Here is a 23,211-nt window from a genome sequence, read left to right on the forward strand (position 1 = left end):
GTCAGCGCCTCCTGTCGCCGGGGCGGGGGGCGCTGAGCACGGCGCGCAGCCAGCCGCGCACGGCGGTGTCCCACTTGCGCGGGTCCACGTTCTGCTCCCGGGTGTGGCGGGCCTGGTGGAAGCGGACGAACCGCACCAGGTCCGGGTTGCGCTCGGCCAGGTCCTGCGAGGGGCCGACGGGCACGTACTCGTCGTCCTCGGAGTGCAGGATCAGCGTGGGCACGCGCACGTGGTCGGCGCGGGTCACCCAGTCCAGGGCCTTGAGGTCCACGGGGGCGGCCAGGCCCGTGATGAACCGGCCGGCCCGGTTGGCGAGCAGCCACTGGCCGAGCAGGCCCACGGCTTCGGGGATCCGGTTGAGCCGGGCCTGGTGGCGCAGCACGTCCACCCAGTCCACGACGGGGCCCGTCAGGACCACGCCGCGCACGCGCGGGGCCAGCGTGGAGCGGTCCACGGTCTGCAGCGCCACGGCCCCGCCCATGGACCAGCCGAAGAGGACGACGTCCCGGGCGCCATGGTCCAGGGCGTAGCGGATCGCGGCCTCGACGTCCTCCCACTCGGTGGTGCCGAGCCCGTAGCGGGCGTCGGCCGCGTCCGGGGCGTCGCCGTCGTTGCGGTAGGAGATCAGCAGCGACGTCATGCCCAGGCGGCGGGCGGTCGGGACGGCGCGGATGCCCTCGTTGCGGCGCGCGCCGCGGCCGTGGACCATCACCGCCCACAGCCCCTCCGCGGGACGGGGTTGGCCGTCCTCGCTGGGGCCCGGCGCGATGCGCCATGCGCGGGCATGGCCGCCGGGCACCGGCACCTGCACGTCCTCGGCGTCGAGCCCGGCGTCGGCGGGGGTCGGGTAGACGAAGCCGGTGAACCGGCCCCGGGTCGCCGTCGTCAGATCCCCGGAGAAGACCTCCTCGACCCCGCGCTGCACCGTGCCGTCCCGGGGGTCGAAGGAGGTGATCTCCCCGATCCGGGCGCACCCGGCGCCGTCGTCGAACGTGAGGGAGTACTGGCCGGGCACGGTGGTGTACTCGTCGGCCTGCAGGATCACGTCCTGCCCGGCGGGCGTGTCGACGACGGCGAGGATCGGCGTGGACTCGGCGTGCCGGCGCACGGGGGTCACCACGGTCCGCGCGAACACGCCCGCGAGCGCCGAGCTCGCCCCGGCCAGCACGAAGGCGGAGGCCGCGGCGACGCTGAGCACGGGCGGGGCCCAGCGGGCCGCGGGGGAGGCCACGGCCACGCCGCCGCGCACCGACCCGGTGACCCCGCGGCGGACCAGGCGGCCCGCTCGGCGGACGCGGGAGTCGCGGCCCCCGCCCCGCCGGGATGCCACGACGACGGCGGCGGCCAGCGCGGGCGGCAGGTCGGCGGGGCGGGGACGGGAACGGGGACGGGAACGGGGACGGCGGGGTGGTGCGGCCATGCGCGCCATTGTCCTCCACGGGCGGGCGCGCCCGCCAATGCGGCGCCGGCCGGGAACACGACGGCGCTGCGGACCGTTGCACCCGGCATGACCGAGACTCACCACACCCTCCATGACGGTCCCACCCCCGACCCCGCGCGGGACGCCCCGGCTCCCGAGCAGACCCTGGCCGCCCCGGGCGGCGCCCGCCTGACGGACGAGGAGTGGGCCCGACGGCTCACGCCCGAGGAGTTCCAGGTGCTGCGCCGGGCCGGCACGGAGCGGCCCTTCACGGGCGAGTACTGGGACTCGCACGTGAAGGGCGTGTACGCGTGCCGGGCGTGCGGGTCCGAGCTGTTCCGCTCGGACGAGAAGTTCGACGCGCACTGCGGCTGGCCCTCGTTCTTCGCGCCGCTCGCGGAGGACCGGGTGGAGTACCTGAAGGACACCACCCTGGGCATGGAGCGGATCGAGGTGCGGTGCGCGGCGTGCGGCTCCCACATGGGTCACGTCTTCGCGGGCGAGGGCTATGACACCCCCACGGACCTGCGCTACTGCATCAACTCGGTCTCGCTGCGCCTGGCCCCCGCCGACGACGCGGCGGCCCCGGACGGGGCGCGCTGAGCCGGTGCGGGAGCGCCGTGGCGTCCACGGCGCGCCCCCGCGGCCCGGTGGGCCCCGCGGCCTAGGCTGACGGGCATGAGCGTGATCGGGCCCCGTCGCCTCTCCGCCGCCCCCGGGGCGGTCGAGGCGCCCGTGCCGCCGGGGGTGTTCCGGCGTGCCCTGGCGGACCTGCGCGATGCGCGGCCGCGGACCGAGGTGCGGCTGCGGGAGATCCCGGCGCCCGAGGGGCAGGCGCCCTTCGCCGTCGCCCTCGCCGCCGACGTGTGCGGCGGGCCGGGCGCGACCGGCGGCGTGCTGGCCACGGGGCGGTTCGTCCTCCTGCACGACCCGGCCCCGGACGCCCGGTGGCCGGGCGGGTTCCGGGCGGTGACCTGGATCCGTGCGAGCCTGGAACCGGACGTCGCGCTGGACCAGCTGGCCGGCGCCGTCGCGTGGACGTGGCTCGTGGAGGCGCTCGAGCGCCGCCACGCCGAGCACTCCCACGCCGGCGGCACCGCGACGCGCAGCATCGCGGAGGGCTTCGGGACGCTCAGTGCGGCCCCGGACACCACCGACATCGAGCTGCGCGCCTCGTGGACCCCGGCCCCGCGGGACCTCGGCTCGCATCTGGAGGCGTGGTCGGACATGATCTGCGCGTTCGCCGGCCTGCCGCCGGAGCACGCCGCGGACGTCTCCACGGCCGGCCCCTGACCCCGCGCCTCCGGCGCACCGGGCCCCGGCCCGTCCCCGACCTCCCCGAACAGGAGCAGCATGACCGACGCCCCCGAGACGGCCGTCCCGGACGCGCCCCCGCGGCTGATCGCCACACCGGCCGGCGGAGTCCCCCGGCTCACCGACACCCGCGCGGGCCTGGAGGCCTGCGCCGCGGCGCTGGCCGCGGGGACCGGGCCCGTCGCCGTCGACGCGGAGCGCGCCTCCGGGATCCGGTACGGCCAGCGGGCCATGCTCGTCCAGCTCAAGCGCGAGGGCGCCGGCATCTGGCTCGTCGACCCCGAGGCCCTCGACGGGCTGGCCCCGCTGCAGGAGGCCCTCGCGGGCGTCGAGTGGATCCTGCACGCGGCCAGCCAGGACCTGCCCTGCCTGGCCGAGCAGGGACTGCGCCCCGACCGGCTGTTCGACACCGAGCTCGCGGCCCGGGTGGCAGGCCTGCCACGCGTCGGCCTGGCCGCGGTCCTGGAGGAGCTGCTGGGGGTCACCCTCGCCAAGGAGCACTCGGCCGCCGACTGGTCGGTGCGTCCGCTGCCCGAGGCGATGCTCGCCTACGCGGCGCTCGACGTCGAGCTGCTCGTCCCGCTGCGCGAGGCCCTGATCGCGCGCCTCGAGGCCGACGGCAAGCTCGCGTGGGCCGAGCAGGAGTTCGAGCACGTGCGCACGGCCGCGCCGCCCGCGCCGAAGAAGGACCCCTGGCGCGGCACCTCGGGCTCCCAGACGCTGCGCCGCCCCGTGCAGCGCGCGGTCCTCAAGCGCCTGTGGGAGGCCCGCGAGGACCTCGCCCGCCACCGCGACGTCGCCCCCGGCCGGCTCATCCCGGACCGGTCGATCGTCGCCGCCGCGGCCGCCCAGCCGCGCACCGTCTCCGCCCTGCGCCAGACCTCCGGCTTCCACGGCCGCGCCGCGAGCCGCGAGGCCCCGCGCTGGATCGCCGCGATCCGGGCCGGCGTCGAGGACGCCGAGCGGGGCGACGCCCCCGCGGCGCAGATCCGCACCGGGGACGGCCCGCCCCCACCCCGGGCCTGGAAGGACCGGGACCCGGTGGCGGACCGCCGCCTGCGCACGGCCAAGGCCCGCGTCGCCCGACGGGCCGAACAGTTGGGGATGCCCACCGAGAACCTCCTCACCCCGGACACGCTCCGGCGGATCTGCTGGACCCCGCCCGCCCCGATCACCCCCGAGACCGTGGACGCGTTCCTGACGGAGCGGGGCGCGCGCCCGTGGCAGGTGGAGAACGTCGGCGCGATCGTCACGGTCGCGCTGCTGGACCCCGATCCCGCCGACGCCTGAGCCCCCGTCGCGGCCCGCCGGATCGGCCCGTCGCGCCGCGTCGACGCGGAGGCTACCCGCCGGTAGTGTGACCCGCATGACATCCGTTTCTCTTGCTTCCTTCGACCACCTGCCCGCCCTGGCCCCGGATGAGGTCGTCACCACCGTCACCGTGACCGACCACGCCCTGCCCGAGGGCGCAGGCACGCTCGCGCTGCTCACGCTGGACAACGGACAGGGACCCCGCCGGCCCGCGACCCTGGGCCCGGCCACGCTCCTCGGCCTCGGCCGGGTCCTCGACGAGCAGGCCGCCCGGGCCGCGGCGGGCGAGATCCAGGCCCTGGCCGTGACCGGTGTGGAGGGGACCTTCGCGGCCGGGGCGGACCTGTCCCTGATCGCGGGCATCACCGGCGACGTCGGCCGCGACCTGGCCCTGCTCGGCCACGCCGTCTACGACCGGCTCGCGGCCCTCGAGATCCCCACGGTCGCGCTCGTGAACGGCCTCGCCCTCGGCGGCGGCCTCGAGCTGGCCCTGGCCGCCGGACACCGCGTGGTGGCCGCCGACGCGAAGGGCTTCGGCCTGCCCGAGGTCCGGCTGGGCCTGATCCCCGGCTGGTCCGGCGTGTGGCGCGTGCCCCACCTGATCGGCCCGGAGGCCGCCGTCGACGTCGTGCTGAAGAACCCCCTCGACGACAACCGCATGCTCGACGCCCGCACCGCGCACGGGCTCGGCCTGATGGACCGGATCGTCGAGGGGGACCTCCTCGACGCGGGCCTGGAGCTCGCCGCCGCCCTGGTCACCGGGGATGAGTCCGTGGCGGCCGAACTGGCCGCCCACCGCGACCGCGACGTGTCCGACGCCGCCTGGGACCGCGCCCTGGAGGCGCTGGAGCGCCTCCAGGCCGCTCGCCCCGGACGCCACCTGCCGGCGCGCCGCCACCTGGAGGCCCTGTTCACCGGGGCCCGCACTCGCACCCGCGCCGAGTCCGCCCAGGCCGAGGCGGACGCCCTCGGGACGCTGCTGCACTCCCCCGAGTTCCGCCGCACCGTGTACGCGTTCCTCGGCCTCGTCCAGGGCCGCGCCAAGCGCCCCGCCGGGGACCCGGGCCGCGAGCTCGCCCGCGAGGTCCGCAAGGTCGGCATCGTCGGTGCGGGCCTGATGGCCGGCCAGCTCGCCCTCGTCTTCGCCCGGCACCTGCGGGTGCCCGTCGTGATGACGGACGTCGACGCCGAGCGTGTCGAGCGCGGCCTGGCGGGCGTGCGCGCGCAGGTCGAGAAGATGGTCTCCCGTGGACGGCTCTCCGCCGAGGACGGCCAGGCCCTGGCCGGGTTGATCACCGCGGACACGGACAAGGCCGTGTACGCGGACGCCGACGTCGTCATCGAGGCCGTCTTCGAGGAGCTCGAGGTGAAGCGCACCGTCTTCCGCGAGCTCGAGGGCATCGTGCGTGAGGACGCCATCCTGATGACCAACACCTCGAGCCTGTCCGTGGCCGCCATGGCCGAGGTCCTCAAGCGTCCCGAGCGCCTCGTGGGCTTCCACTTCTTCAACCCGGTGGCGGTCATGCCGCTCGTGGAGATCGTGCGGACCGAGGCGACGACGGACGAGGTCGTGGCCACCGCGTTCGAGCTGACCCGCCGGCTGCGCAAGACCGGCGTGCTCGTCCACGACGCCACCGCGTTCGTGGTCAACCGTGTCCTGCTGCGCATGATGGGCGAGGTGCAGAACTCCTTCGACGAGGGCACCGACGCGCACGAGGCCGACCACGCGCTGGACCCGCTGGCCCTGCCGATGACGCCGTTCACCCTGCTGGCCATGGTCGGCCTCCCCGTGGCCCAGCACGTGTCCGAGTCTCTCTCCGCGTCCTTCGGCGCGGAGCGCTTCCCGGTCTCGGCGAACCTGCAGCGCCTGATCGACGCCGGCAAGACCGCGATCTGGGCCAAGGACGTCCGCCCGGACCGGCGCGACGAGGAGGCCGCCGGCGCGACCGGCGAGCAGATCCCGGAGGCGACCGCGGCCCTGCTGGAGCAGGGCTCGACCCCGCAGGCCCCCGAGGAGCTGCTGCGCCGGGTCGAGGACGCGCTGGCCGAGGAGATCGGCCTGCTCCTGGACGAGGGCGTCGTCGCGGCCCCCGAGGACGTGGACCTGTGCATGATCCTCGGTGCCGGCTGGCCTCTTCACCTGGGCGGCATCACGCCGTACCTGGACGACTGCGGGGCCGCCGAGCGGGTGAACGGGCGGCGCTTCCACCCGGCCGCGCAGGCCTGACCGGCCCGGGCCGGGCCGTCCACGACGGCCCGGCCCACGGCTCAGGCGATCGGCAGCCCGGCGAACGTCGCCACGTGCGCGTCGAGCCCGGCGGTCGCCGCGGCCCGGTCGGCCACGGGGGTCGAGGCGGTGCCCCCGCCCCAGTCGGAGGCGACCACGGCGCCCTCGCGCACGAGGTGCGCCCCCAGCTCCACGCCGTCCGCGACGACGGCCACCCGCACGTCCGACCCGCCCGCATCCGCCGGGCGCAGCTCGGCGCGGGGCACGCGCAGCCCGCCCTGCAGGGGCGAGGCCTCCTCGAGCCGGTCCACGGCGAGCGGGCCCTCGGCGGTCACCCGGGCGAGGAGGAGGTACTCCGCGTACGAGGGCAGCACCGCGGCGTCGATGCCGGCCCGCTCGCGGTCGATGCGCACCCGCTGGGCGCCGGCGGAGTCCTCGTGGGTCGTCCAGGCCCAGCCGTCGCCGTCGGGCGTGAAGCCGACCTGCGTCTGGGCGAGGTAGCGCTCGGGCAGTCCACCGCGGGCGGCGCGCTGGGCGGGCGTGGGGGCGAAGCCCATGCGGGTGGTCAGCACGCCGTCCTCCAGCACCCGGTGCAGGAAGCCGACGTGCACGTCGTCGAGGGTCACGGCCTCCCACCGCTCGAAGGGGGTGAGGTCGAAGCGGGCGGCGCCGGTGGGGCGCGGGGCGGGGTCGGTCACGGCGGTGCTCCTGGGGCTCGGGGGTCCGTCCCCCCGATCCTCGCACCCGTCGGGCCCGGTCGCATCCGCCCTCGCCACGGGCGATAATGGGTCGATGACCACGCAGGACTCCCCCCTCACCCCGAACTCCTCCCGGCCCGGCTGCTGCGGCGGCCACGCCCGCCCGGACACCTCCCGCCGCACCGTCCTGGGCCGCGGCGCCGCCGTCGCCGCCGCGGGTGCCGGCGCACTCGCGCTGGCCGGCTGCACGGACCGGCTGCGCGAGGAGGACACCGCGCAGGACCACTACACCGGCTCCGACGCCGTCGACGCGCTGCCCGCCGCCGAGCTGCCCGTGGGCGCGTCGCGCGAGGTCCAGGTGCAGGGCCGGACCCTGATGATGCATCGCGTGGACGAGACCACGGTGACCGCCTTCACCAACGTGTGCACGCACCAGGGCTGCCTGCTCCAGGTCGTGGACCGGCAGGAGGGCCCGGCCTACGCGTGCCCCTGCCACGGCTCGCACTTCGACGTCACCTCGGGGAAGCCGTTCGGCGGCCCGGCCCGCAAGGCCCTCATGGACTACGACGCGGCCGTCGTCGACGACCGCATCGTCGTCAAGCTCTGAGCCCGGCTCAGTCCTCCGGCGCGCCGTAGCGCCGCCGCGGGGGCACCACGACGGCGGAGCGGTCGTTGGGGTCCCACGCCGGCTGCTCGCGCCGCCGGGCCGGGTAGTAGCGGTGCCGCCACCAGAACCAGATGAGCGCCCCCAGCACCGGCAGCAGCAGCATGACGCCCACCCACGGCAGGCGCGCCCGCGCGTCCAGGGGGCTGCGGCCCAGCGAGACGAAGCCGGCCACCCACAGTGCGCCGGCCACGACGGACACGGTCCAGCCCAGGGCGGCCTCCCCCGGCGTCGGCACGAGCGGGGTGGCGGCCGCCGCGGCGGCCGCGCCGCTCAGCGCGGCGACCATCAGAAGAGCGCGACCTTCTCCGGGCCCGGGAACAGGGCGTCCAGCTCGGCCAGGTCCTCCGCCGTGGCGAGCCAGTCGGCCGCCGCCGCGTTCTCCACGACCTGCGCGGCACGGGTGGCGCCGGCGATCACGGAGGACACCGGTCCCTGCGCCGCCAGCCACCCGATCGCGGCCTGGACCTCGGTGATCCCCCGCTCCCGGGCGAACCGGCCGAACGCGGCCAGCTGCTCCAGGTCCGCGTCGGCCACCATGTTCTGGCGCACGTGGGACAGGCGCGAGCCCTCGGGGGCGTCGCCCTGCGAATACTTGCCCGTGAGCAGCCCGTTGGCCAGCGGGAAGTACGGCAGGACGCCAAGCCCGAACTCCGCCGCCGCCGGGACCACCTCGAGCTCGGCCCGGCGGTCCAGCAGGTTGTAGTGGTTCTGCGCGGACACGAAGCGCTCCACGCCCAGCTCGCGGGCTACGTACTCGGCCTGGGCGATCTGCCACCCGGCCCGGTTCGAGTGGCCCACGTAGCGGACCTTGCCGGCGCGCACGAGGTCGTCGAGCGCACGGAGGGTCTCCTCGATGGGCGTGGCCGGGTCCGGGGTGTGGAACTGGTAGAGGTCGATCCAGTCGGTGCCGAGACGGCGCAGGGAGTCCTCGACGGCGCGCACGATGTACCGGCGCGAGCCCCGCGCGCCGCCGTCGTCGCCGGCGACACCGCCCATGTCCATGCCGAACTTGGTGCCGATGACCACCTCCTCGCGGCGGGCGCCCAGGGCGCGGCCGAGCCGCTCCTCGGACAGGCCGGGCTCGGCGCCGTAGATGTCGGCGACGTCGAAGAAGGTGATGCCGGCGTCGAGCGCGGCGTGGACGACTTCGTCGGTGCCGGCCTGCTCCAGCGTGGCGGTGCCGGGGCGGCCGAGGTTGTTGCAGCCCAGGCCGATGACGGAGACGGTCAGCCCGGAGCGACCGAGACGGGTGTGGCGCACGGGTCAGCCCTCCTGCTCTGCGGTGCGGACGTCCACCTTGTTCGGCTGCACGCCGTCGGCGCGCTTGGCGGCCGCCGGGATCTCGGCGGCGGCCTTGCGGGCGTGGGGGGTCCGCACGCGCAGCACGAGGGCACCGACCTCCTCCACGACGTCCTCGACCTCGCCGAGACCGCGCCAGGCCAGCTGGTGGGTCACCTCGACGCGCAGCCGCTCGACGGTGCGTCGCTCGATCGCGGTGGCCTCCCGGCCGCGGAGCCGGTAGGCCACCGGCAGCACGGCGAAGGCCGCGGGGTCCGCCTCGGCGAAGCCCTCCTCCGCGCCCTGCGCCACGAACGCGGCCAGCAGCTGATCGCCCTCGGCAGGGTCGGCCAGGGGCTGCTCCCCGACGGTGCCGGGCTGGCCGACCCGGCCGTGGTGGACCACGAACTCCCCGGCCTCCGCGTCGGCCCATGCCTCGCGGTATTCGAAGAGCCGGGCGCCGTCGTCACCGACGGTCTCACGGTACAGCCGGACGATGCTCATGCCTGCTCCTGGTGGTGGGGGGCGGCCGCGTCCTCGGGGACGGGCCGGGCGTACGGGACCTTGGCGCCGAGGACCTGGGCGACGGTGTCCTGGGTGATGCGCTGCGCGGTGAGGCCCACGCGGGCCAGCACCTGCTCGCGACTGCCGTGGGCGAGGAACTCCACGGGCAGGCCGACCTCGTTCAGGGCGGTGTCCACGCCGGCCGCGCGCATCTCCTGCCGGATCCGCGAGCCGACGCCGCCGGCCCGCACCCCGTCCTCGAGGCACACGACGATCCGGTGGCGGGCGGCCGTGTCGATCACGGACCGGGCCACGGGCAGGACCCAGCGCGGGTCGATCACCGTGGCGCTGATGCCGTGCCGCTCGAGCCGTTCGGCGACGTCGAGGCCGAGCTCGGCCATCGCGCCCACCGCCACGATCAGCACGTCCCGCTCGGCGCCGTCGCGTCCGCCGGCCTCGCCGCGCCGGGCGAGCACGTCCGTGCCGTCCGACAGCCGCTCCAGGGCACGCACCGACTCGCCGACCGAGCCCTTCGCGAACCGCACCACGGTGGGCGCGTCCTCGACGGCGACGGCCTCGCGCAGCTCCTCCCGGAGCGTGTCCGCGTCACGGGGCGCGGAGATCCGCAGCCCCGGCACCGACTGCAGCAGGGCCAGGTCCCACATGCCGTGGTGGCTCGGGCCGTCCGGCCCGGTGACGCCCGCGCGGTCCAGCACGAACGTCACGCCCGCACGGTGCAGGCCCACGTCCATGAGCACCTGGTCGTAGGCGCGGTTGAGGAAGGTCGCGTAGACGGCCACCACGGGGTGCAGCCCGCCGAAGGCCATGCCGGCGGCCGAGGTGACCGCGTGCTGCTCGGCGATGCCGACGTCGAACACCCGGTCCGGATGGGCCAGCGCCATCGGGGCCAGGCCCACGGGATTCTGCATGGCGGCGGTGATGGCCACGACGTCCGGCCGCTCATTCGCGATCGCGACCATCTCCTCGCCGAACACGGAGGTCCACGACTGGGCCGTCGACGAGGTGATGGGCTCGCCCGTGGAGGGGTCGATCACGCCGATCGCGTGGAACTGGTCCGCCTCGTGCGCGACCGCCGGCGGATAGCCGTGCCCCTTCTCGGTCATCGCGTGGACGATCACGGGCCCGCCGTACGCCCGCGCGTCCTCGAGGGCCTCCTCCATGGCCGTGAGGTCGTGACCGTCCACCGGGCCGATGTACTTCATGCCCAGGTCCTCGAACAGGCCCTGCGGCGCCCAGAGGTCCTTGAGGCCCTTCTTCGCCGCGTGCAGCGGCCGGTACACCAGCTCGCCCGCGAGGCCGGCCTCCTGGAGGCGGTGCTTGAGGTAGTCGAGGGTCTGCTCGTAGCGGTGGTGGGTGCGCACCTTGTCCAGCACCCCGCGGCGCAGTCCGCCCAGGTGCTCGGCGACGCCGCCCACCGTGGGCGCGTACGAGCGGCCGTTGTCGTTGACCACGATCACCACGCGCCGATCCCGGCCGGCGGCGATGTTGTTGACCGCCTCCCAGGCCATGCCCCCCGTGAGCGCGCCGTCGCCGATGACGGCCACCACGGTGCGGTCCCCCTGCCCGGTCTGCGCCCAGGCCCGCGCGATGCCGTCCGCCCAGGAGAGCGAGCTGGAGGCGTGCGAGGACTCCACCACGTCGTGCTCGGACTCGGTGCGGTCCCCGTAGCCGGACAGGCCCCCCTCCTGGCGGAGCGTCGTGAAGTCCTGGCGTCCGGTGAGCAGCTTGTGCACGTACGATTGGTGGCCCGTGTCGAAGATGACCGCGTCCTTCGGCGACTCGAACACGCGGTGCACGGCCAGCGTCAGCTCGACGACGCCCAGGTTCGGTCCGAGGTGGCCGCCCGTCTTGGAGACGTGGGCGATCAGGTAGGCGCGGATCTCCGCCGCCAGCGCGGTCAACTGGTCCTCCGTGAGGGCCGACAGGTCCGCCGGGCGGGCGATCTGCGGCAGCAGCGGGGCGCCGGGGCTCGTGGGGGGCAGATGTTCCATGGTCCGACCAGCGTACTCCGCGGGCCCGCACCCGGGCGGGACGCAGCCGATCCCGTCACGACGGCGAGCGAGGTGAACCCGTCCGTTCGGGCCGCGATTCCATCGGCCACCAGAGCCGCCGAGCCGTTGTCCTCCATCGCAGCATCAGTGCCACCACCCCGGGTCGATTGGATCATGGCCGGGCGAGTCCACGCCCGCCGATCGGCATGCGATCGATACCCCAGGGGGGTATAATGTCGACTGGACCAGAACGAACAGGAGACTTCATGCGCAAGCGCCTCAGGACCACCGTCGCCGCAGGAGTGCTCGGAGGAGCGCTCGTATTCACCGGCTGCAGCACCGGCGGTGACCAGGACCAAGCGACCCCCTCGACGACCAGCCACCACGAGGGCCACGGCAGCAGCTCTGACAGTGGCGGGATGGAGCATCCGATGGACGGCGGCCCCGCACCCGAGGGCATCGAGACGGCTGCGTCGCCCACATACCCGGTCGGCACCGAGGTCACGCTCACCGCCGACCACATGGAGGGCATGGACGGTGCGAACGCGACGATCGCCGGCGCGTACGACACGTACACCTATGCGGTGGACTTCACGCCGTCCACAGGCGGGGAGCCGGTCAAGGATCACAAGTGGGTCGTCCAGCAGGAGATCAAGGACGCCGGAGATGAACGTCTGGCCGACGGCACCGAGGTCACTCTCGAGGCCGAACACATGGAAGGCATGGAGGGCGCGGAGGCGACCATCGCCTCCTCCACCGAGGAGACCGTCTACATGGTCGACTACGAGTCCGACGGCATGACGATGACCAACCACAAGTGGGTCGTCGAGAGCGAGATCAAGCCGGCCTCCTGAGCCGATCGCCGCGGGCGCGCTGAAGGTCCGCGGCGACATACGACCCGATCGAAGGAAAGATCGGGGAATGACGAGGGGAAGCGAAGAGCATGACGGACCCGACCACGCATCACCATGACCACGACGGCGTCGCGACCATCGAGTCCGGCCACCGTGACGACTCGCGCGCCGAGAACAAAGACCACACCACGGAACACGGTGACCACGCCGGGCACGGTCATCACGGCAGTGGTCACGCGGGCCACGGCGACCACGTCGGCCAGTTCCGGCGGCTGTTCTGGATCAACCTGATCATCGCCATCCCGGTGGTCGCGTTCTCCCCCATGTTCGCCATGCTCCTGGGCTACTCGGTCCCCAGCTGGGCGGGCTGGGTCGCCGCAGTCCTCGGCTCCGTCATGTACGCCTGGGGCGGCACCCCGTTCCTCACCGGTGCTGTCAGCGAGCTGAAAAGCCGCCAGCCGGGGATGATGCTGCTCATCGCGCTCGGCATCACCGTCGCGTTCCTCGCCTCCTGGGCCGCCACTGTCGGTCTCGTCCACCCCGAGCTCGAGTTCTGGTGGGAGCTGGCGCTGCTGATCGTCATCATGCTGCTGGGCCACTGGATCGAGATGCGCTCACTGGCCCAGACCACCTCAGCGTTGGACTCCCTCGCCGCGCTGCTCCCTGACGAGGCTGAGCGCGTAGAGGGAGACGACGTCGTCAAGGTCGACCCGGCAGAGCTGCGCGTCGGCGACGTCGTCATCGTCCGGCCTGGCGGCAGCGTCCCCGCCGACGGCACCATCGTCGACGGCCGCGCCGACATGGACGAGTCCATGATCACCGGAGAATCACGCCCCGTCGCCCGCGGCGAGGGCGAGAACGTCACCGCCGGCACCGTGGCCACCGACTCCGGCCTGCGCGTAGAGATCACCGCCACCGGCGACGACACGGCTCTGGCGGGCATCAACAGGCTCGTCGCCGAGGCGCAGGGCTCATCCTCCCGCGCCCAGCGCATCGCCGACCGGGCTGCCGCCCTGCTGTTCTGGTTCGCCCTCGGAGCTGCGCTGATCACCGCCGTCGTCTGGACGCTCTTCGGGCTCCCCGACGACGCGGTCGTTCGCACCATCACGGTCCTCGTCATCGCCTGCCCCCATGCGCTGGGTCTGGCGATCCCTCTGGTCGTGTCCATCGCCACCGAGCGCGCCGCCCGCGGCGGGGTCCTGATCAAGGACCGCCTCGCCCTGGAGTCCATGCGCCAGGTCGACGCGGTGCTCTTCGACAAGACCGGCACCCTGACCAAGGGCGAGCCCACCGTCATCGGCGTGGAGCCGACCGGCGGCGTGAATGCCGAACAGGTCCTCGCCCTGGCCGCCTCCGCCGAGGCCGACAGTGAGCACCCCCTCGCCCGGTCCATCGTCACCGCCGCCAAGGAGAAGAGCCTCGCCGTCGAACCGGCCAGCGGGTTCACCTCCTCCCCGGCGGTCGGCGTCACCGCGACGGTGGCCGATCACGAGATCCGCGTCGGCGGACCCCGTCTGCTCGAGGAGACCGGCCAGGACGAGATCGGTGTCGCCGACGAATGGCGGGCAGAGGGTGCGATCATCCTGCACGTCCTCCGCGACGGCAAGGTCATCGGCGGTCTCAAGCTCGCCGACGAGATTCGCCCAGAGTCCCGCGATGCCGTCGATGCGCTCCATCAGCTCGGCGTCGAGGTCGTCATGATCACCGGCGACGCGGAAGCCGTGGCGAACGAGGTGGGAAGAGAGCTCGGCATCGACCGGGTCTTCGCCGGCGTCCGCCCCGAGGACAAATCCGCCAAGGTCGACCAGCTGCAGAAGGAGGGCAAGAAGGTCGCCATGGTCGGCGACGGCGTCAACGACGCCCCTGCCCTGGCCCAGGCCGACGTCGGCATCGCCATCGGGGCCGGCACCGACGTCGCCATCGCTTCTGCAGGTGTCATCCTCGCCAGCTCCGACCCGCGCAGCGTGCTCTCGGTGATCCAGCTCTCCCGCGCCGCATACCGCAAAATGAAGCAGAACCTGTGGTGGGCTGCAGGGTACAACGTGCTCTCTGTGCCGCTCGCGGCTGGCGTGCTCGCACCCGTCGGCTTCGTCATGCCGATGTCAGTAGGTGCGATCCTGATGTCGATCTCCACCGTCGTCGTCGCGCTCAACGCCCAGCTGCTGCGTCGCATCGACCTCGCCCCAGCTGCCAGCACCCGCTCCGTCCTGGAGCACCAGAAGTGAAGGACACACCCGTGACCACTGACACTGCAGCCGATGAGACCGGCACCGACACCGGAGCCCATCGGCACGGCTACATCAGTGACAAGGACCGCTACCGCAACCGCATGAAGCGTGTCGAAGGCCAAGCCCGCGGCATCACGCGATGATCGACGACGAAAAGTACTGCATCGACATCCTCACCCAGGTCTCGGCCCTCACCCGCGCCCTGCAAGGAGTGGCGACCGGTCTGCTCGATGACCACCCCAAGCAGTGCGTGCCCGACGCCGTCAGGAAAGGCGATGAAGACGCGGCCATCGCCACGATCCAGGAGGCCAGCGACGCCATCAATCGCCTCGTGCGCTCCTGACACCATCCGATGTCGTCAACACAGGGTGCCTCGGACCGGTTGGCCCCAGATCAGGACAAGGCTCTCGATGTCTCCGGGCAGGCGTGCGTCGCACCTCGTCGAACCCTTGACACCGGCGAACTCGGATGCCTTCGGTCCAACCTGACGACATGAACACGTTCACCTGAGAAAAGAGTTGGGCATGCCACTTGCCATTGTTGCTCCGATCCAGTCCTCCAGGATCCGCCTGAGAATCTGCGCGGCCTTCACCGGTCTGGCGACCAGCGCCGTCCTCCTGCTCAGCGGCTGTGCTGATGCGGGACCGTCCGCTGATCCAGGATCCGATCGCTCACTGGTGGTCGAGCACGATCTAGACGGATTGAATGCTCGCGAGATCATCGAGCGCCTCGACTCAACGAAGATGACAGATCGCTCGTCCGAATTCATCGCTTCGATTGAACCGGACCAGCTTGTACTGACCGACGATCAGAACAATCAGACCACCCTGCGGATGCCAGAAGACGAATTCTACGTCTCTATCGCCCCGTATCGCAGCCAGACTCACGAATGCTACTTCCACAGCCTCACTACGTGCAGCGGCGAACTCGCCAATACGGACGTCCACGTCACCGTGGTCGAGGCGACGTCCGGGGAGACCATCCTCGATGAAACGCTGACGACTCACGACAACGGATTCGTCGGGGTCTGGCTGCCGCGTGGAATTGACGCCACTCTCACGGTCTCAGCTGAAGGCCGCACCGCGGAAAAGGCCATCTCGACCCGCCCCGACGACCCCACCTGCTTGACCGGTCTTCAGCTGGCTTGAGGCCCAGGCCTCATGCTCCTCTGCAGCCCCGACAGATCAGGCGTCGAGACGTCCCGTCCTTGGATGCCCCAAGGGTCTCGGCGTCCCGATGTGAGGATTCGCCCGAGAGCCGGCTTCAGAGTCATCGGAGGGCATAAGCAGACCGGGCTGAAGCCTCGTCGACCAGTATCAATCAGTGCCAACTGAAGAGCACTACATCACTCACGCCCCTTCACGATGTGCACTGTGGGGGATCCTCTCTGTCCGGGTCCTCACGCTCATGCCTGCCGGTGCTGAGCCTCGCCGAGCCTCTTGAGCACTTGACCTGGATCGTTGATCAGTTCGAACACGCTACGAGGGCGTGTCTGAGAATGCCGTCGACCACGCGAGCACAGCATTCAGGACCACGGCAGCCCTGCCCCGTCGATCAGCTGATGGGTCTTCGTGCTCAGCCCGCCCCAGGGGCGCCCGATGCCGTGATCGGCGGGGTCCTTCACGCGGATTCCTGTCGTTCGATCCAGCCCCCTGTGAGCCGGGTGGTGTTCGTGGCGCGCTGATGTGCGTGGGCGATCGTGGAGTCTACCGAGGCCGACCCATCGATCAGGCCTTCGGCCTCCGCTGCAGGGGGTCAGTGTTGCCGGCACCGTGTCCCAGGTGCCCTGTTCGGCCATGCGCCGGTGCCAGGTCCACACGTCACTGTCAGGGCCCGTAGACCTCGGGCAGGTCCTGCCAGGGGATCGATGCACCTGTACCGGTGGATGATGGCGTCGAGCATCGTGCGGGTATCGGCGAACGGCCGGCCCTGCCGGCCTGTGGGGGCGTGGGAGAGCATCTGGAACCGGGACGTGTCGTCGAGGGTGCCGGCCGCCCCCCGGCTTCATTGTCAGACACGCCCGAGGCCCGTCTGGCCCAAGGGTTAGCCGGTCCCTGCACTGGGGGATGAAGAGCGGTCGTGCACCGGAGTCGCCCCCGGCGCCCACGACGACGGCGGCCCGCCGCCCCCCGTGCGGAGGGCGGCGGGCCGCCGTCGTGGTGCCCGCGCGCGGTGTCCCGTGGATCAGGCCTTCGAGGCGATCTGACGGAGCACGTACTGCAGGATGCCGCCGTTGCGGTAGTACTCGGCCTCACCGGGGGTGTCGATGCGGACGACCGCGTCGAACTCGGTGACCTTGCCGTCCTCACCGGTGGCCGTGACCTTCACGGTCTTCGGCGTGGTGCCCTCGTTGAGGGCGATGATGCCGGAGATGTCGAAGGTCTCGGTGCCGGTCAGGCCCAGCGAGTCGGCGTTCTCACCCTCGGGGAACTGCAGCGGCAGCACACCCATGCCGATGAGGTTCGAGCGGTGGATGCGCTCGAAGGACTCGGTGATCACGGCCTTGACGCCCAGGAGCGCGGTGCCCTTGGCCGCCCAGTCACGGGAGGAGCCGGAACCGTACTCCTTGCCGCCCAGGACCACCAGCGGGGTGCCCTGCTCGGCGTAGTTCTGCGCCGCGTCGTACACGTAGGCCTGCGGGGCGCCCTCCTGGGTGAAGTCGCGGGTGAAGCCGCCCTCCACGCCGTCGAGCAGCTGGTTCTTGATGCGGATGTTCGCGAACGTGCCGCGGATCATCACCTCATGGTTGCCACGACGGGAGCCGTAGGAGTTGAAGTCCTTGCGCTGCACGCCGTTCTCCAGCAGGTAGCGGCCCGCCGGGGTGTCCGACTTGAAGGAGCCGGCCGGGGAGATGTGGTCCGTGGTCACGGAGTCGCCCAGCTTGAGCAGGACGCGGGCGCCGGAGATGTCCGACACCGGGTCCGGCTGCATGGTCATGCCCTCGAAGTACGGGGGCTTGCGCACGTAGGTGGACTTCTCGTCCCACTCGAAGGTGGAGCCCGAGGGGGTCTCCAGGGACTGCCAGCGCTCGTCGCCGTCGAAGATCGTGGCGTACTGCGAGGTGAACATCTCGGTGTCGATCGACGCGTCGATGATCTTCTGGACCTCGGTCGGGTCCGGCCAGATGTCCTGGAGGAAGACGTCGTTGCCCTCGGTGTCCTGGCCCAGGGCCTCGTTCTCGAAGTCGAAGTCCATGGTGCCGGCCAGGGCGTAGGCGACCACCAGCGGCGGGGAGGCCAGGTAGTTCATCTTCACGTCCGGGTTGATGCGGCCCTCGAAGTTGCGGTTGCCGGAGAGCACCGCGGTCACGGACAGGTCGTTCTCCTGGATGGCCTCGGAGATCTCGGACTCCAGCGGGCCGGAGTTGCCGATGCAGGTGGTGCAGCCGTAGCCGACCACGTTGAAGCCGAGGTCGTTGAGGGACTCGCGCAGCCCGGACTTCTCGTAGTAGTCGGTCACCACGCGGGAGCCCGGGGCCACGGAGGTCTTCACCCACGGCTTGGACTTCAGGCCCTTGGCGACCGCGTTGCGGGCCAGCACGCCGGCCGCCATCATCACGGACGGGTTGGACGTGTTGGTGCACGAGGTGATCGAGGCGATGGACACGGCGCCGTGGTCCAGCTGGAACTGACGGCCGTCCGCCATGGCCACGTCCACGAGCTTGGACGGGCGGCCCTCGCCGGCCTCGTCCTGCGTGGCGTAGTTGTGCAGGTCCTTGCGGAACTGGTCCTTGGAGTCGGTGAGCTCGATGCGGTCCTGGGGGCGCTTCGGGCCGGAGATGGAGGGCACCACGGTGGACAGGTCCAGCTCGAGGTACTCGGAGTACGCGACCTCGGAGGACGGGTCGTGCCACATCCCCTGCTCCTTGGTGTACGCCTCCACGAGGGCGACCTGCTCCTCGGAGCGACCGGTCAGGCGCAGGTAGTCGAGGGTGACCTCGTCGATCGGGAAGATCGCGGCGGTGGAGCCGAACTCGGGCGACATGTTGCCGATGGTGGCGCGGTTGGCCAGGGGCACGGAGCCGACGCCCTCGCCGTAGAACTCGACGAACTTGCCGACCACGCCGTGCTGGCGGAGCATCTCGGTGATGGTCAGCACGACGTCGGTCGCGGTGGCGCCGGACGGGATGCTGCCGGTCAGCTTGAAGCCCACGACCCGCGGGATCAGCATGGACACGGGCTGGCCGAGCATCGCGGCCTCGGCCTCGATGCCGCCGACGCCCCAGCCGAGCACGCCCAGGCCGTTGACCATGGTGGTGTGCGAGTCGGTGCCGACGCAGGAGTCCGGGTAGGCGCGCAGCACGCCATCGACCTCGCGGGTCATCACGGTGCGGGCCAGGTTCTCGATGTTGACCTGGTGGACGATGCCCATGCCCGGGGGGACGACCTTGAAGTCGTCGAAGGCGGTCTGGCCCCAGCGCAGGAACTTGTAGCGCTCCCCGTTGCGCTCGTACTCGATCTCCATGTTCCGCTCGATGGCGGCGTCGTTGCCGAAGGAGTCGATCTGCACGGAGTGGTCGATCACGAGCTCGGCCGGGGAGAGCGGGTTCACGCGCTCCGGGTCGCCGCCCAGGTCCTGGATGGCCTCACGCATGGTGGCCAGGTCCACGACGCAGGGCACGCCGGTGAAGTCCTGCATGATCACGCGCGCCGGCGTGAACTGGATCTCGGTGTCCGGCTGGGCGTTCGGGTCCCAGGCGGCCAGGGCCTTGATCTGGTCGGCGGTCACGTTGGCGCCGTCCTCGGTGCGCAGCAGGTTCTCCAGCAGCACCTTCAGGGAGTAGGGCAGCTTCTGCGCCCCCTCGACCTTGTTCAGACGGAAAATCTCATACTCGGCGCCCTTGACGTCCAGGACGCCCTTGGAGCCGAAGCTGTCGACGGTGGTCACAAGAGGACTCCTCTTCCCGCCCGGTTTCCTCCGGGCGCTCGTCCAGTGGGGGGTGGTCACCCGCGGTCGCGGACCGCGCGCCGTCCGGGACGGGCGTCGTCTGCGTCACAGGTGCCGCACTGCGTCCCAGGGTACCGCGCCGGTCCCGTGTGACGCGGGCATGGCGCGCGGCGGCCCGCAGGCCGCCGCGCGGATGCCGGATCAGATCTCGACGACGGCCGCGGCCGGGGTGCTCTGGGCGGCCGGCACCAGCACGGTCACCGACTCGAGGTGGTGCGTGTCCGGGTAGAGGTCGAACACGCGGGCGCGCTCCACCTCGTAGCCGCCGTCGCGCAGCCACGCCAGGTCACGGGCGAACGAGGCGGGATCGCACGAGACGTACACGATGCGGCCCGGCTCGAGCGCGAGGATGCGCTCGATCGCCCGCCGCCCCGCGCCGGCCCGCGGCGGGTCCAGGACGACGGTGTCCAGCGCGGCACCGCCGAGGCCGCCGTCGGCCACGGGGCGCTCGGGGTACTTCAGCCAGCTGCCGAGCACCTTGTCCGTGGGGCCGTTGAGCACCGAGGCCTGCGGCTGGTCGTGCAGGTTGCGGCGGGCGTCCTTCGAGGCCTGGCGGGAGGCCTCCACCGAGTACACGCGGCCCTCGGGTCCCACGGCGTCCGCCAGGTACGCGCTGAACAGGCCGGCGCCGCCGTAGAGGTCGGCCACGACCTGGCCCGGCTCGACGCGCGCGTCCTCGAGCACCGCGTCCACGAGGGTGGCCGGGGCGTGCTGGTGGACCTGCCAGAAGCCGTCACCCGTGACACGGAAGCGCTTGGTGCCGCCGCGCTCGGACTCCACGGTCTCCTCGACCCAGGTCTTCCCGGTGATGCGCTCGACCTTGACCGGCAGGAACCGCTTCGGGCCGGGCAGGGCCAGGCCGGTGGAGACGTCCACGCCGCACGCATTGGCGGCCTGGCGGATCCGGGTGCGCAGCCGGCCGAGCTTGACCTCGTCCGCCCGCGTCTGCGGGGTGGGCGTCACCAGCACGAGGGGGCGGGAGCCGGAGGCCGGCGTCGCGACGTCCACGCGGGCCGCCCCGGTGAAGTCCCAGTCCCACAGGGCGAGCGCGTCGAGGGCGGGCACGCCGAGCGGCATGTTGCGCACGGGCAGCAGGGTCGCCGAACGGTAGGCGTGCATCGCGATGTGCCCCTGAGGGGTCACCGCGAACGCGTTGCGGGTGCGCCAGCGCTGGCCGGTGGGCTCGTCCTCGGAGCCGGCGAAGCACACCTCCGGCTCCACCGCGAGGTCGGCGATGCGGTGCACCGTGTCCCGGAAGACCTGGGCCTTGAGCCGGCGCTGGTGCGGGACCACGATGTGGCCGAACTCGGCGCCGCCCACGGGCGGGCGGCCCGAGGCGTGGGCGCGCAGCATGTCGGCCAGCTTCCACTGGTGGATGCGGCGGAACTCGGAGGGCCGCAGCACCTCCACGACGTCGCCGCGCCAGAAGCGGGCGCCCTCCTCGGCCTCGGTCAGGGCCACCCGGACCTTCTCGCCGGGAACGGCGTGGCGCACGAAGACGACCCGCCCCTCGTGCCGGGCCACGCAATGGCCGCCGTGGGCCATGGCCCCGACCTCCACCTCGATGGTCCCTCCGATCCCGGTGACGTCTGTGGTTGTGTCGACGACTGCCATCTCTGGCTCCTCTCGCATCGCAGCGCGCTTCAGGTCTTGCCCTGAGCATCGACTGGCCAGATCATCACCATCCTTGCAGACCGATGCGGCTGTGTCGCCTCGATCTTGGGCGCGCCGTCGGACGGCGTCATCCGCCGCTCGCCGGGGGCGCCGGGGCGGTCAGGAGCCCTGGCCCTCGTGGACCTGCCACGGCACCGAGCCCACCATCACGCCCGGCTCCCGCTGCAGCCGCCGCGTCTGGCGGGTGGCGGTTCGGTTGTGCAGGAGCGTGCGCCAGCCGGGCCGGACCACGTACTCCGGGATGAACACCATGGTCAGGTCCCGCGGGGAGCGGCGTCGGTGCTCGCGCACATGCCGCACCAGGGGGGCCACCGTGTCGCGGTAGGGCGAGGCGATCACGGTGAGCGACATCGGCAGGCCGGCGCGCTCCCAGGCGTCGATCACCTCCAGGGTGGCGGCGCGCTCGGCGTCCACGACGACGGCCTCGAGCGAGGACGGCCGCGACGCGCGGGCGTAGGCCAGCGCCCGCAGTGCCGGCCGGTCCAGCGTGGTCACGACGACCACCACGTGGACCCGCGAGGGCAGGGCCCGCGCGTCGTCCTGGGGGTCCGGTGCGAGCTCGCGGTCCACGTCCGCGTAGTGGCGGCGGATCCGCCCCATCACCAGCGAGCCGAGCACGATCGCCAGCAGCGCCACCCACGCGCCCTGCGTGAAGCGGGTGACCAGGACGACGACGCCCGCCAGCGCCGTGACCACCCAGGCCACCGACGTGATGATCAGGCGCAGCCGGACGGCCGCGCGGGCCCGGGCGCCCGGCGTGTGCACGAGCCGACGGCGCCACAGCCGCAGCATGCCGGCCTGCGCGAGCGTGAAGGCCAGGAGCACGCCGATGACGTAGAGCTGTACCAGCAGGGCGGTCCGGGCCTCGAAGAACAACACGAGCGAGAGGGCCACGGCCCCCATCCCGAGGACGCTCCACGTGTGCACGAGCCGGTCGCTGCGGACCCTCAGCTGCCGGGGCAGGTAGCCGTCCTCGGCCACGCGCGCGGCCAGGGCGGGGAACGAGCGGAACGCCGACTTGGCCGCGAACAGCAGGAGCAGGGCGGTGGCCGCGATGGTGGCGACGGACAGGACGCTGCCCGGGCCGTACACGGTGTCCGCGAGCTGGGCGAGCACGGGGGCGGGGGCGCGGTCGGGCGTGACCTCCGCGCCCGCGGCGTCCCGGAGGTTCTCCAGCTCCAGCCCGACGACGACGCCGGTGCGCTGGGCCAGATGCATGACGCCCACAGTCAGCGCGCCGAGGGTGAGGGCCATCACGGTGAGCACCCACCGCACCATGGGCACGGCCGGCCGGGCCATCAGGCGGGTGCTCGACACCGGCACCTCGACGCCGGTGAGCAGCACCGATCCCGCGCTGAACGCGCGCAGGGCGAGCAGCGCCGTCGCCACGGTGCCGACGGTCTCGCCGACCCCGGCGCCCTCCTGCGTCCACCCGGCCGTCGGCGCCGCGCCGAGCAGCCCACGACCCTCCTGCCACAGACCCGCCAGGACGAGCAGCCCGGTCAGGGCGACGAACACGCCCACGAGCACGGGCAGCACCCACCGGGACAGCCGCACCCCGCGGAGTGCGGCCAGCAGCACGCCCACGAGCGCGGCCGAGGCCACCAGCACGCGGCTGCCGACGGTGAGCCCGGGGGCCAACGCCGCCACGAAGTGGGCGAAGGCGGCCACGGAGACCGCGGCGGTGAACACGAAGTCCAGCAGGAGCGCGGCCGAGGCGACGACACCGGCCCTCGGGCCGAACTTCGTGCCGGCCATGTGGTAGATGCCGCCGTGCGGAACGGCGGCGACCGCGGCGCGGAAGGACACGACGATGAGCAACATCACCGCGACGACGGCCCAGCCGACGGCGGGTCCGAGCGCGAGCGCGGACGTGCCGGCGGCGACCAGGGTGAGGATGACCTCGTCCGGGGCGTAGGCGAGGGAGGACAGGGCGTTCGACGACGTCACGGGCAGCGCCCGCCACCGGTTCATGCGGGGCTCGTCGGCGGCGTGCGACGTCACGGGGCGACCGAGGAGGCCGCGGCGCAGGAGGGAGGACAGCGAGGCCACCGCACCACGGTACCCCCGCCGGGCC

Annotated in this window: 17 protein-coding genes and 2 pseudogenes; 9 read left to right on the plus strand and 10 right to left on the minus strand. The window is 72.8% G+C overall.

Annotated features, from left to right (window positions below):
- Window position 1 precedes the first annotated feature (1 nt).
- Window positions 2-1,420 (minus strand): alpha/beta hydrolase family protein, encoded by a 1,419-nt coding sequence (locus AC3RKA_RS06300; RefSeq protein WP_489727009.1) that lies wholly within the window; start codon window positions 1,418-1,420, stop codon window positions 2-4.
- Between the two features lie 87 nt (window positions 1,421-1,507).
- Between AC3RKA_RS06300 and msrB the strand changes: the two genes are divergently transcribed.
- The 4 genes from msrB (at window position 1,508) to AC3RKA_RS06320 (ending at window position 6,272) form a co-directional block, all read left to right on the plus strand.
- Window positions 1,508-2,023 (plus strand): peptide-methionine (R)-S-oxide reductase MsrB, encoded by a 516-nt coding sequence (gene msrB, locus AC3RKA_RS06305; RefSeq protein ID WP_002857079.1) that lies wholly within the window; start codon window positions 1,508-1,510, stop codon window positions 2,021-2,023.
- A 75-nt stretch (window positions 2,024-2,098) separates the two neighbouring features.
- Complete coding sequence (locus tag AC3RKA_RS06310; RefSeq protein ID WP_098471753.1) at window positions 2,099-2,713, plus strand: DUF3000 domain-containing protein; 615 nt, start codon at window positions 2,099-2,101, stop codon at window positions 2,711-2,713.
- A gap of 60 nt (window positions 2,714-2,773) precedes the next feature.
- Entirely contained in the window at window positions 2,774-4,024 is a 1,251-nt protein-coding gene (locus tag AC3RKA_RS06315; RefSeq protein ID WP_136940491.1) for a ribonuclease D, read from the plus strand.
- Window positions 4,025-4,100: 76 nt separating this feature from the next.
- Window positions 4,101-6,272: a 3-hydroxyacyl-CoA dehydrogenase NAD-binding domain-containing protein gene (locus AC3RKA_RS06320; RefSeq protein WP_060774497.1), complete on the plus strand. Its 2,172-nt coding sequence runs from the start codon at window positions 4,101-4,103 to the stop codon at window positions 6,270-6,272.
- 41 nt (window positions 6,273-6,313) lie between these two features.
- On the opposite strand, the gene AC3RKA_RS06325 is transcribed toward AC3RKA_RS06320, so the two are convergent.
- Window positions 6,314-6,970, minus strand: coding sequence for a hypothetical protein (locus tag AC3RKA_RS06325; RefSeq protein WP_489727010.1), 657 nt, complete (start codon window positions 6,968-6,970; stop codon window positions 6,314-6,316).
- A gap of 94 nt (window positions 6,971-7,064) precedes the next feature.
- On the opposite strand from AC3RKA_RS06325, the gene AC3RKA_RS06330 reads away from it, so the two are divergent.
- Window positions 7,065-7,577: a Rieske (2Fe-2S) protein gene (locus tag AC3RKA_RS06330; protein WP_049160898.1), complete on the plus strand. Its 513-nt coding sequence runs from the start codon at window positions 7,065-7,067 to the stop codon at window positions 7,575-7,577.
- Between the two features lie 7 nt (window positions 7,578-7,584).
- Here AC3RKA_RS06330 and AC3RKA_RS06335 read toward each other — a convergent pair whose 3' ends face one another.
- The 4 genes from AC3RKA_RS06335 to dxs are packed head-to-tail and all read right to left on the minus strand — an operon-like array spanning window position 7,585 to window position 11,431.
- Window positions 7,585-7,923, minus strand: coding sequence for a PLD nuclease N-terminal domain-containing protein (locus AC3RKA_RS06335; RefSeq protein WP_136940490.1), 339 nt, complete (start codon window positions 7,921-7,923; stop codon window positions 7,585-7,587).
- A complete protein-coding gene (locus AC3RKA_RS06340; RefSeq protein ID WP_136940489.1) occupies window positions 7,923-8,897 on the minus strand; it encodes an aldo/keto reductase in 975 nt (324 codons plus the stop codon). Before AC3RKA_RS06340 ends, AC3RKA_RS06335 begins: the two co-directional genes overlap by 1 nt.
- A 3-nt stretch (window positions 8,898-8,900) precedes the next feature.
- Window positions 8,901-9,419: a hypothetical protein gene (locus tag AC3RKA_RS06345; protein ID WP_136940488.1), complete on the minus strand. Its 519-nt coding sequence runs from the start codon at window positions 9,417-9,419 to the stop codon at window positions 8,901-8,903.
- A complete protein-coding gene (gene dxs, locus AC3RKA_RS06350; protein WP_260446432.1) occupies window positions 9,416-11,431 on the minus strand; it encodes a 1-deoxy-D-xylulose-5-phosphate synthase in 2,016 nt (671 codons plus the stop codon). The genes AC3RKA_RS06345 and dxs overlap by 4 nt, the downstream gene beginning before the upstream one ends.
- A 266-nt stretch (window positions 11,432-11,697) precedes the next feature.
- On the opposite strand from dxs, the gene AC3RKA_RS06355 reads away from it, so the two are divergent.
- From AC3RKA_RS06355 to AC3RKA_RS06370, 4 genes and pseudogenes are all read left to right on the plus strand, one after another.
- Entirely contained in the window at window positions 11,698-12,285 is a 588-nt protein-coding gene (locus AC3RKA_RS06355; RefSeq protein ID WP_136940486.1) for a YdhK family protein, read from the plus strand.
- A gap of 89 nt (window positions 12,286-12,374) precedes the next feature.
- Window positions 12,375-14,510 (plus strand): heavy metal translocating P-type ATPase, encoded by a 2,136-nt coding sequence (locus AC3RKA_RS06360; RefSeq protein ID WP_136940485.1) that lies wholly within the window; start codon window positions 12,375-12,377, stop codon window positions 14,508-14,510.
- Window positions 14,507-14,856, plus strand: a pseudogene (locus AC3RKA_RS06365) (metal-sensitive transcriptional regulator). The gene AC3RKA_RS06360 and the pseudogene AC3RKA_RS06365 overlap by 4 nt, the downstream one beginning before the upstream one ends.
- A gap of 181 nt (window positions 14,857-15,037) precedes the next feature.
- Window positions 15,038-15,661 carry a CueP family metal-binding protein gene (locus AC3RKA_RS06370; protein WP_136940484.1) on the plus strand — a complete coding sequence of 208 codons (624 nt, stop codon included), beginning with the start codon at window positions 15,038-15,040 and terminating at the stop codon, window positions 15,659-15,661.
- Between the two features lie 386 nt (window positions 15,662-16,047).
- Here the strand turns inward: AC3RKA_RS06370 and AC3RKA_RS06375 are convergent.
- From AC3RKA_RS06375 to AC3RKA_RS06390, 4 genes and pseudogenes are all read right to left on the minus strand, one after another.
- Window positions 16,048-16,472: pseudogene (locus AC3RKA_RS06375) on the minus strand (transposase); the annotation flags it as partial.
- Between the two features lie 225 nt (window positions 16,473-16,697).
- Window positions 16,698-19,400: an aconitate hydratase AcnA gene (gene acnA, locus AC3RKA_RS06380; protein WP_002858140.1), complete on the minus strand. Its 2,703-nt coding sequence runs from the start codon at window positions 19,398-19,400 to the stop codon at window positions 16,698-16,700.
- A 201-nt stretch (window positions 19,401-19,601) separates the two neighbouring features.
- Window positions 19,602-21,074 carry a class I SAM-dependent RNA methyltransferase gene (locus AC3RKA_RS06385; protein ID WP_002858141.1) on the minus strand — a complete coding sequence of 491 codons (1,473 nt, stop codon included), beginning with the start codon at window positions 21,072-21,074 and terminating at the stop codon, window positions 19,602-19,604.
- Between the two features lie 159 nt (window positions 21,075-21,233).
- Window positions 21,234-23,186 carry an APC family permease gene (locus tag AC3RKA_RS06390; protein WP_060774517.1) on the minus strand — a complete coding sequence of 651 codons (1,953 nt, stop codon included), beginning with the start codon at window positions 23,184-23,186 and terminating at the stop codon, window positions 21,234-21,236.
- Window positions 23,187-23,211: the final 25 nt, after the last annotated feature.

It is taken from the genome of Micrococcus sp. iso_229 (genome assembly GCF_058072725.1).

What these genes read in the sequence shown, in the direction of transcription:
- AC3RKA_RS06320 (WP_060774497.1), top strand. Translation starts at nt 4,101, where the DNA reads ATGACATCCGTTTCTCTTGCTTCCTTCGACCACCTGCCCGCCCTGGCC.
- AC3RKA_RS06330 (WP_049160898.1), top strand. Translation starts at nt 7,065, where the DNA reads ATGACCACGCAGGACTCCCCCCTCACCCCGAACTCCTCCCGGCCCGGC.
- AC3RKA_RS06360 (WP_136940485.1), top strand. Translation starts at nt 12,375, where the DNA reads ATGACGGACCCGACCACGCATCACCATGACCACGACGGCGTCGCGACC.
- AC3RKA_RS06345 (WP_136940488.1), bottom strand. Translation starts at nt 9,419, where the DNA reads ATGAGCATCGTCCGGCTGTACCGTGAGACCGTCGGTGACGACGGCGCC.
- AC3RKA_RS06315 (WP_136940491.1), top strand. Translation starts at nt 2,774, where the DNA reads ATGACCGACGCCCCCGAGACGGCCGTCCCGGACGCGCCCCCGCGGCTG.
- AC3RKA_RS06385 (WP_002858141.1), bottom strand. Translation starts at nt 21,074, where the DNA reads ATGGCAGTCGTCGACACAACCACAGACGTCACCGGGATCGGAGGGACC.
- AC3RKA_RS06335 (WP_136940490.1), bottom strand. Translation starts at nt 7,923, where the DNA reads ATGGTCGCCGCGCTGAGCGGCGCGGCCGCCGCGGCGGCCGCCACCCCG.
- dxs (WP_260446432.1), bottom strand. Translation starts at nt 11,431, where the DNA reads ATGGAACATCTGCCCCCCACGAGCCCCGGCGCCCCGCTGCTGCCGCAG.
- AC3RKA_RS06355 (WP_136940486.1), top strand. Translation starts at nt 11,698, where the DNA reads ATGCGCAAGCGCCTCAGGACCACCGTCGCCGCAGGAGTGCTCGGAGGA.
- msrB (WP_002857079.1), top strand. Translation starts at nt 1,508, where the DNA reads ATGACCGAGACTCACCACACCCTCCATGACGGTCCCACCCCCGACCCC.
- AC3RKA_RS06370 (WP_136940484.1), top strand. Translation starts at nt 15,038, where the DNA reads ATGCCACTTGCCATTGTTGCTCCGATCCAGTCCTCCAGGATCCGCCTG.
- AC3RKA_RS06300 (WP_489727009.1), bottom strand. Translation starts at nt 1,420, where the DNA reads ATGGCCGCACCACCCCGCCGTCCCCGTTCCCGTCCCCGTTCCCGTCCC.
- AC3RKA_RS06310 (WP_098471753.1), top strand. Translation starts at nt 2,099, where the DNA reads ATGAGCGTGATCGGGCCCCGTCGCCTCTCCGCCGCCCCCGGGGCGGTC.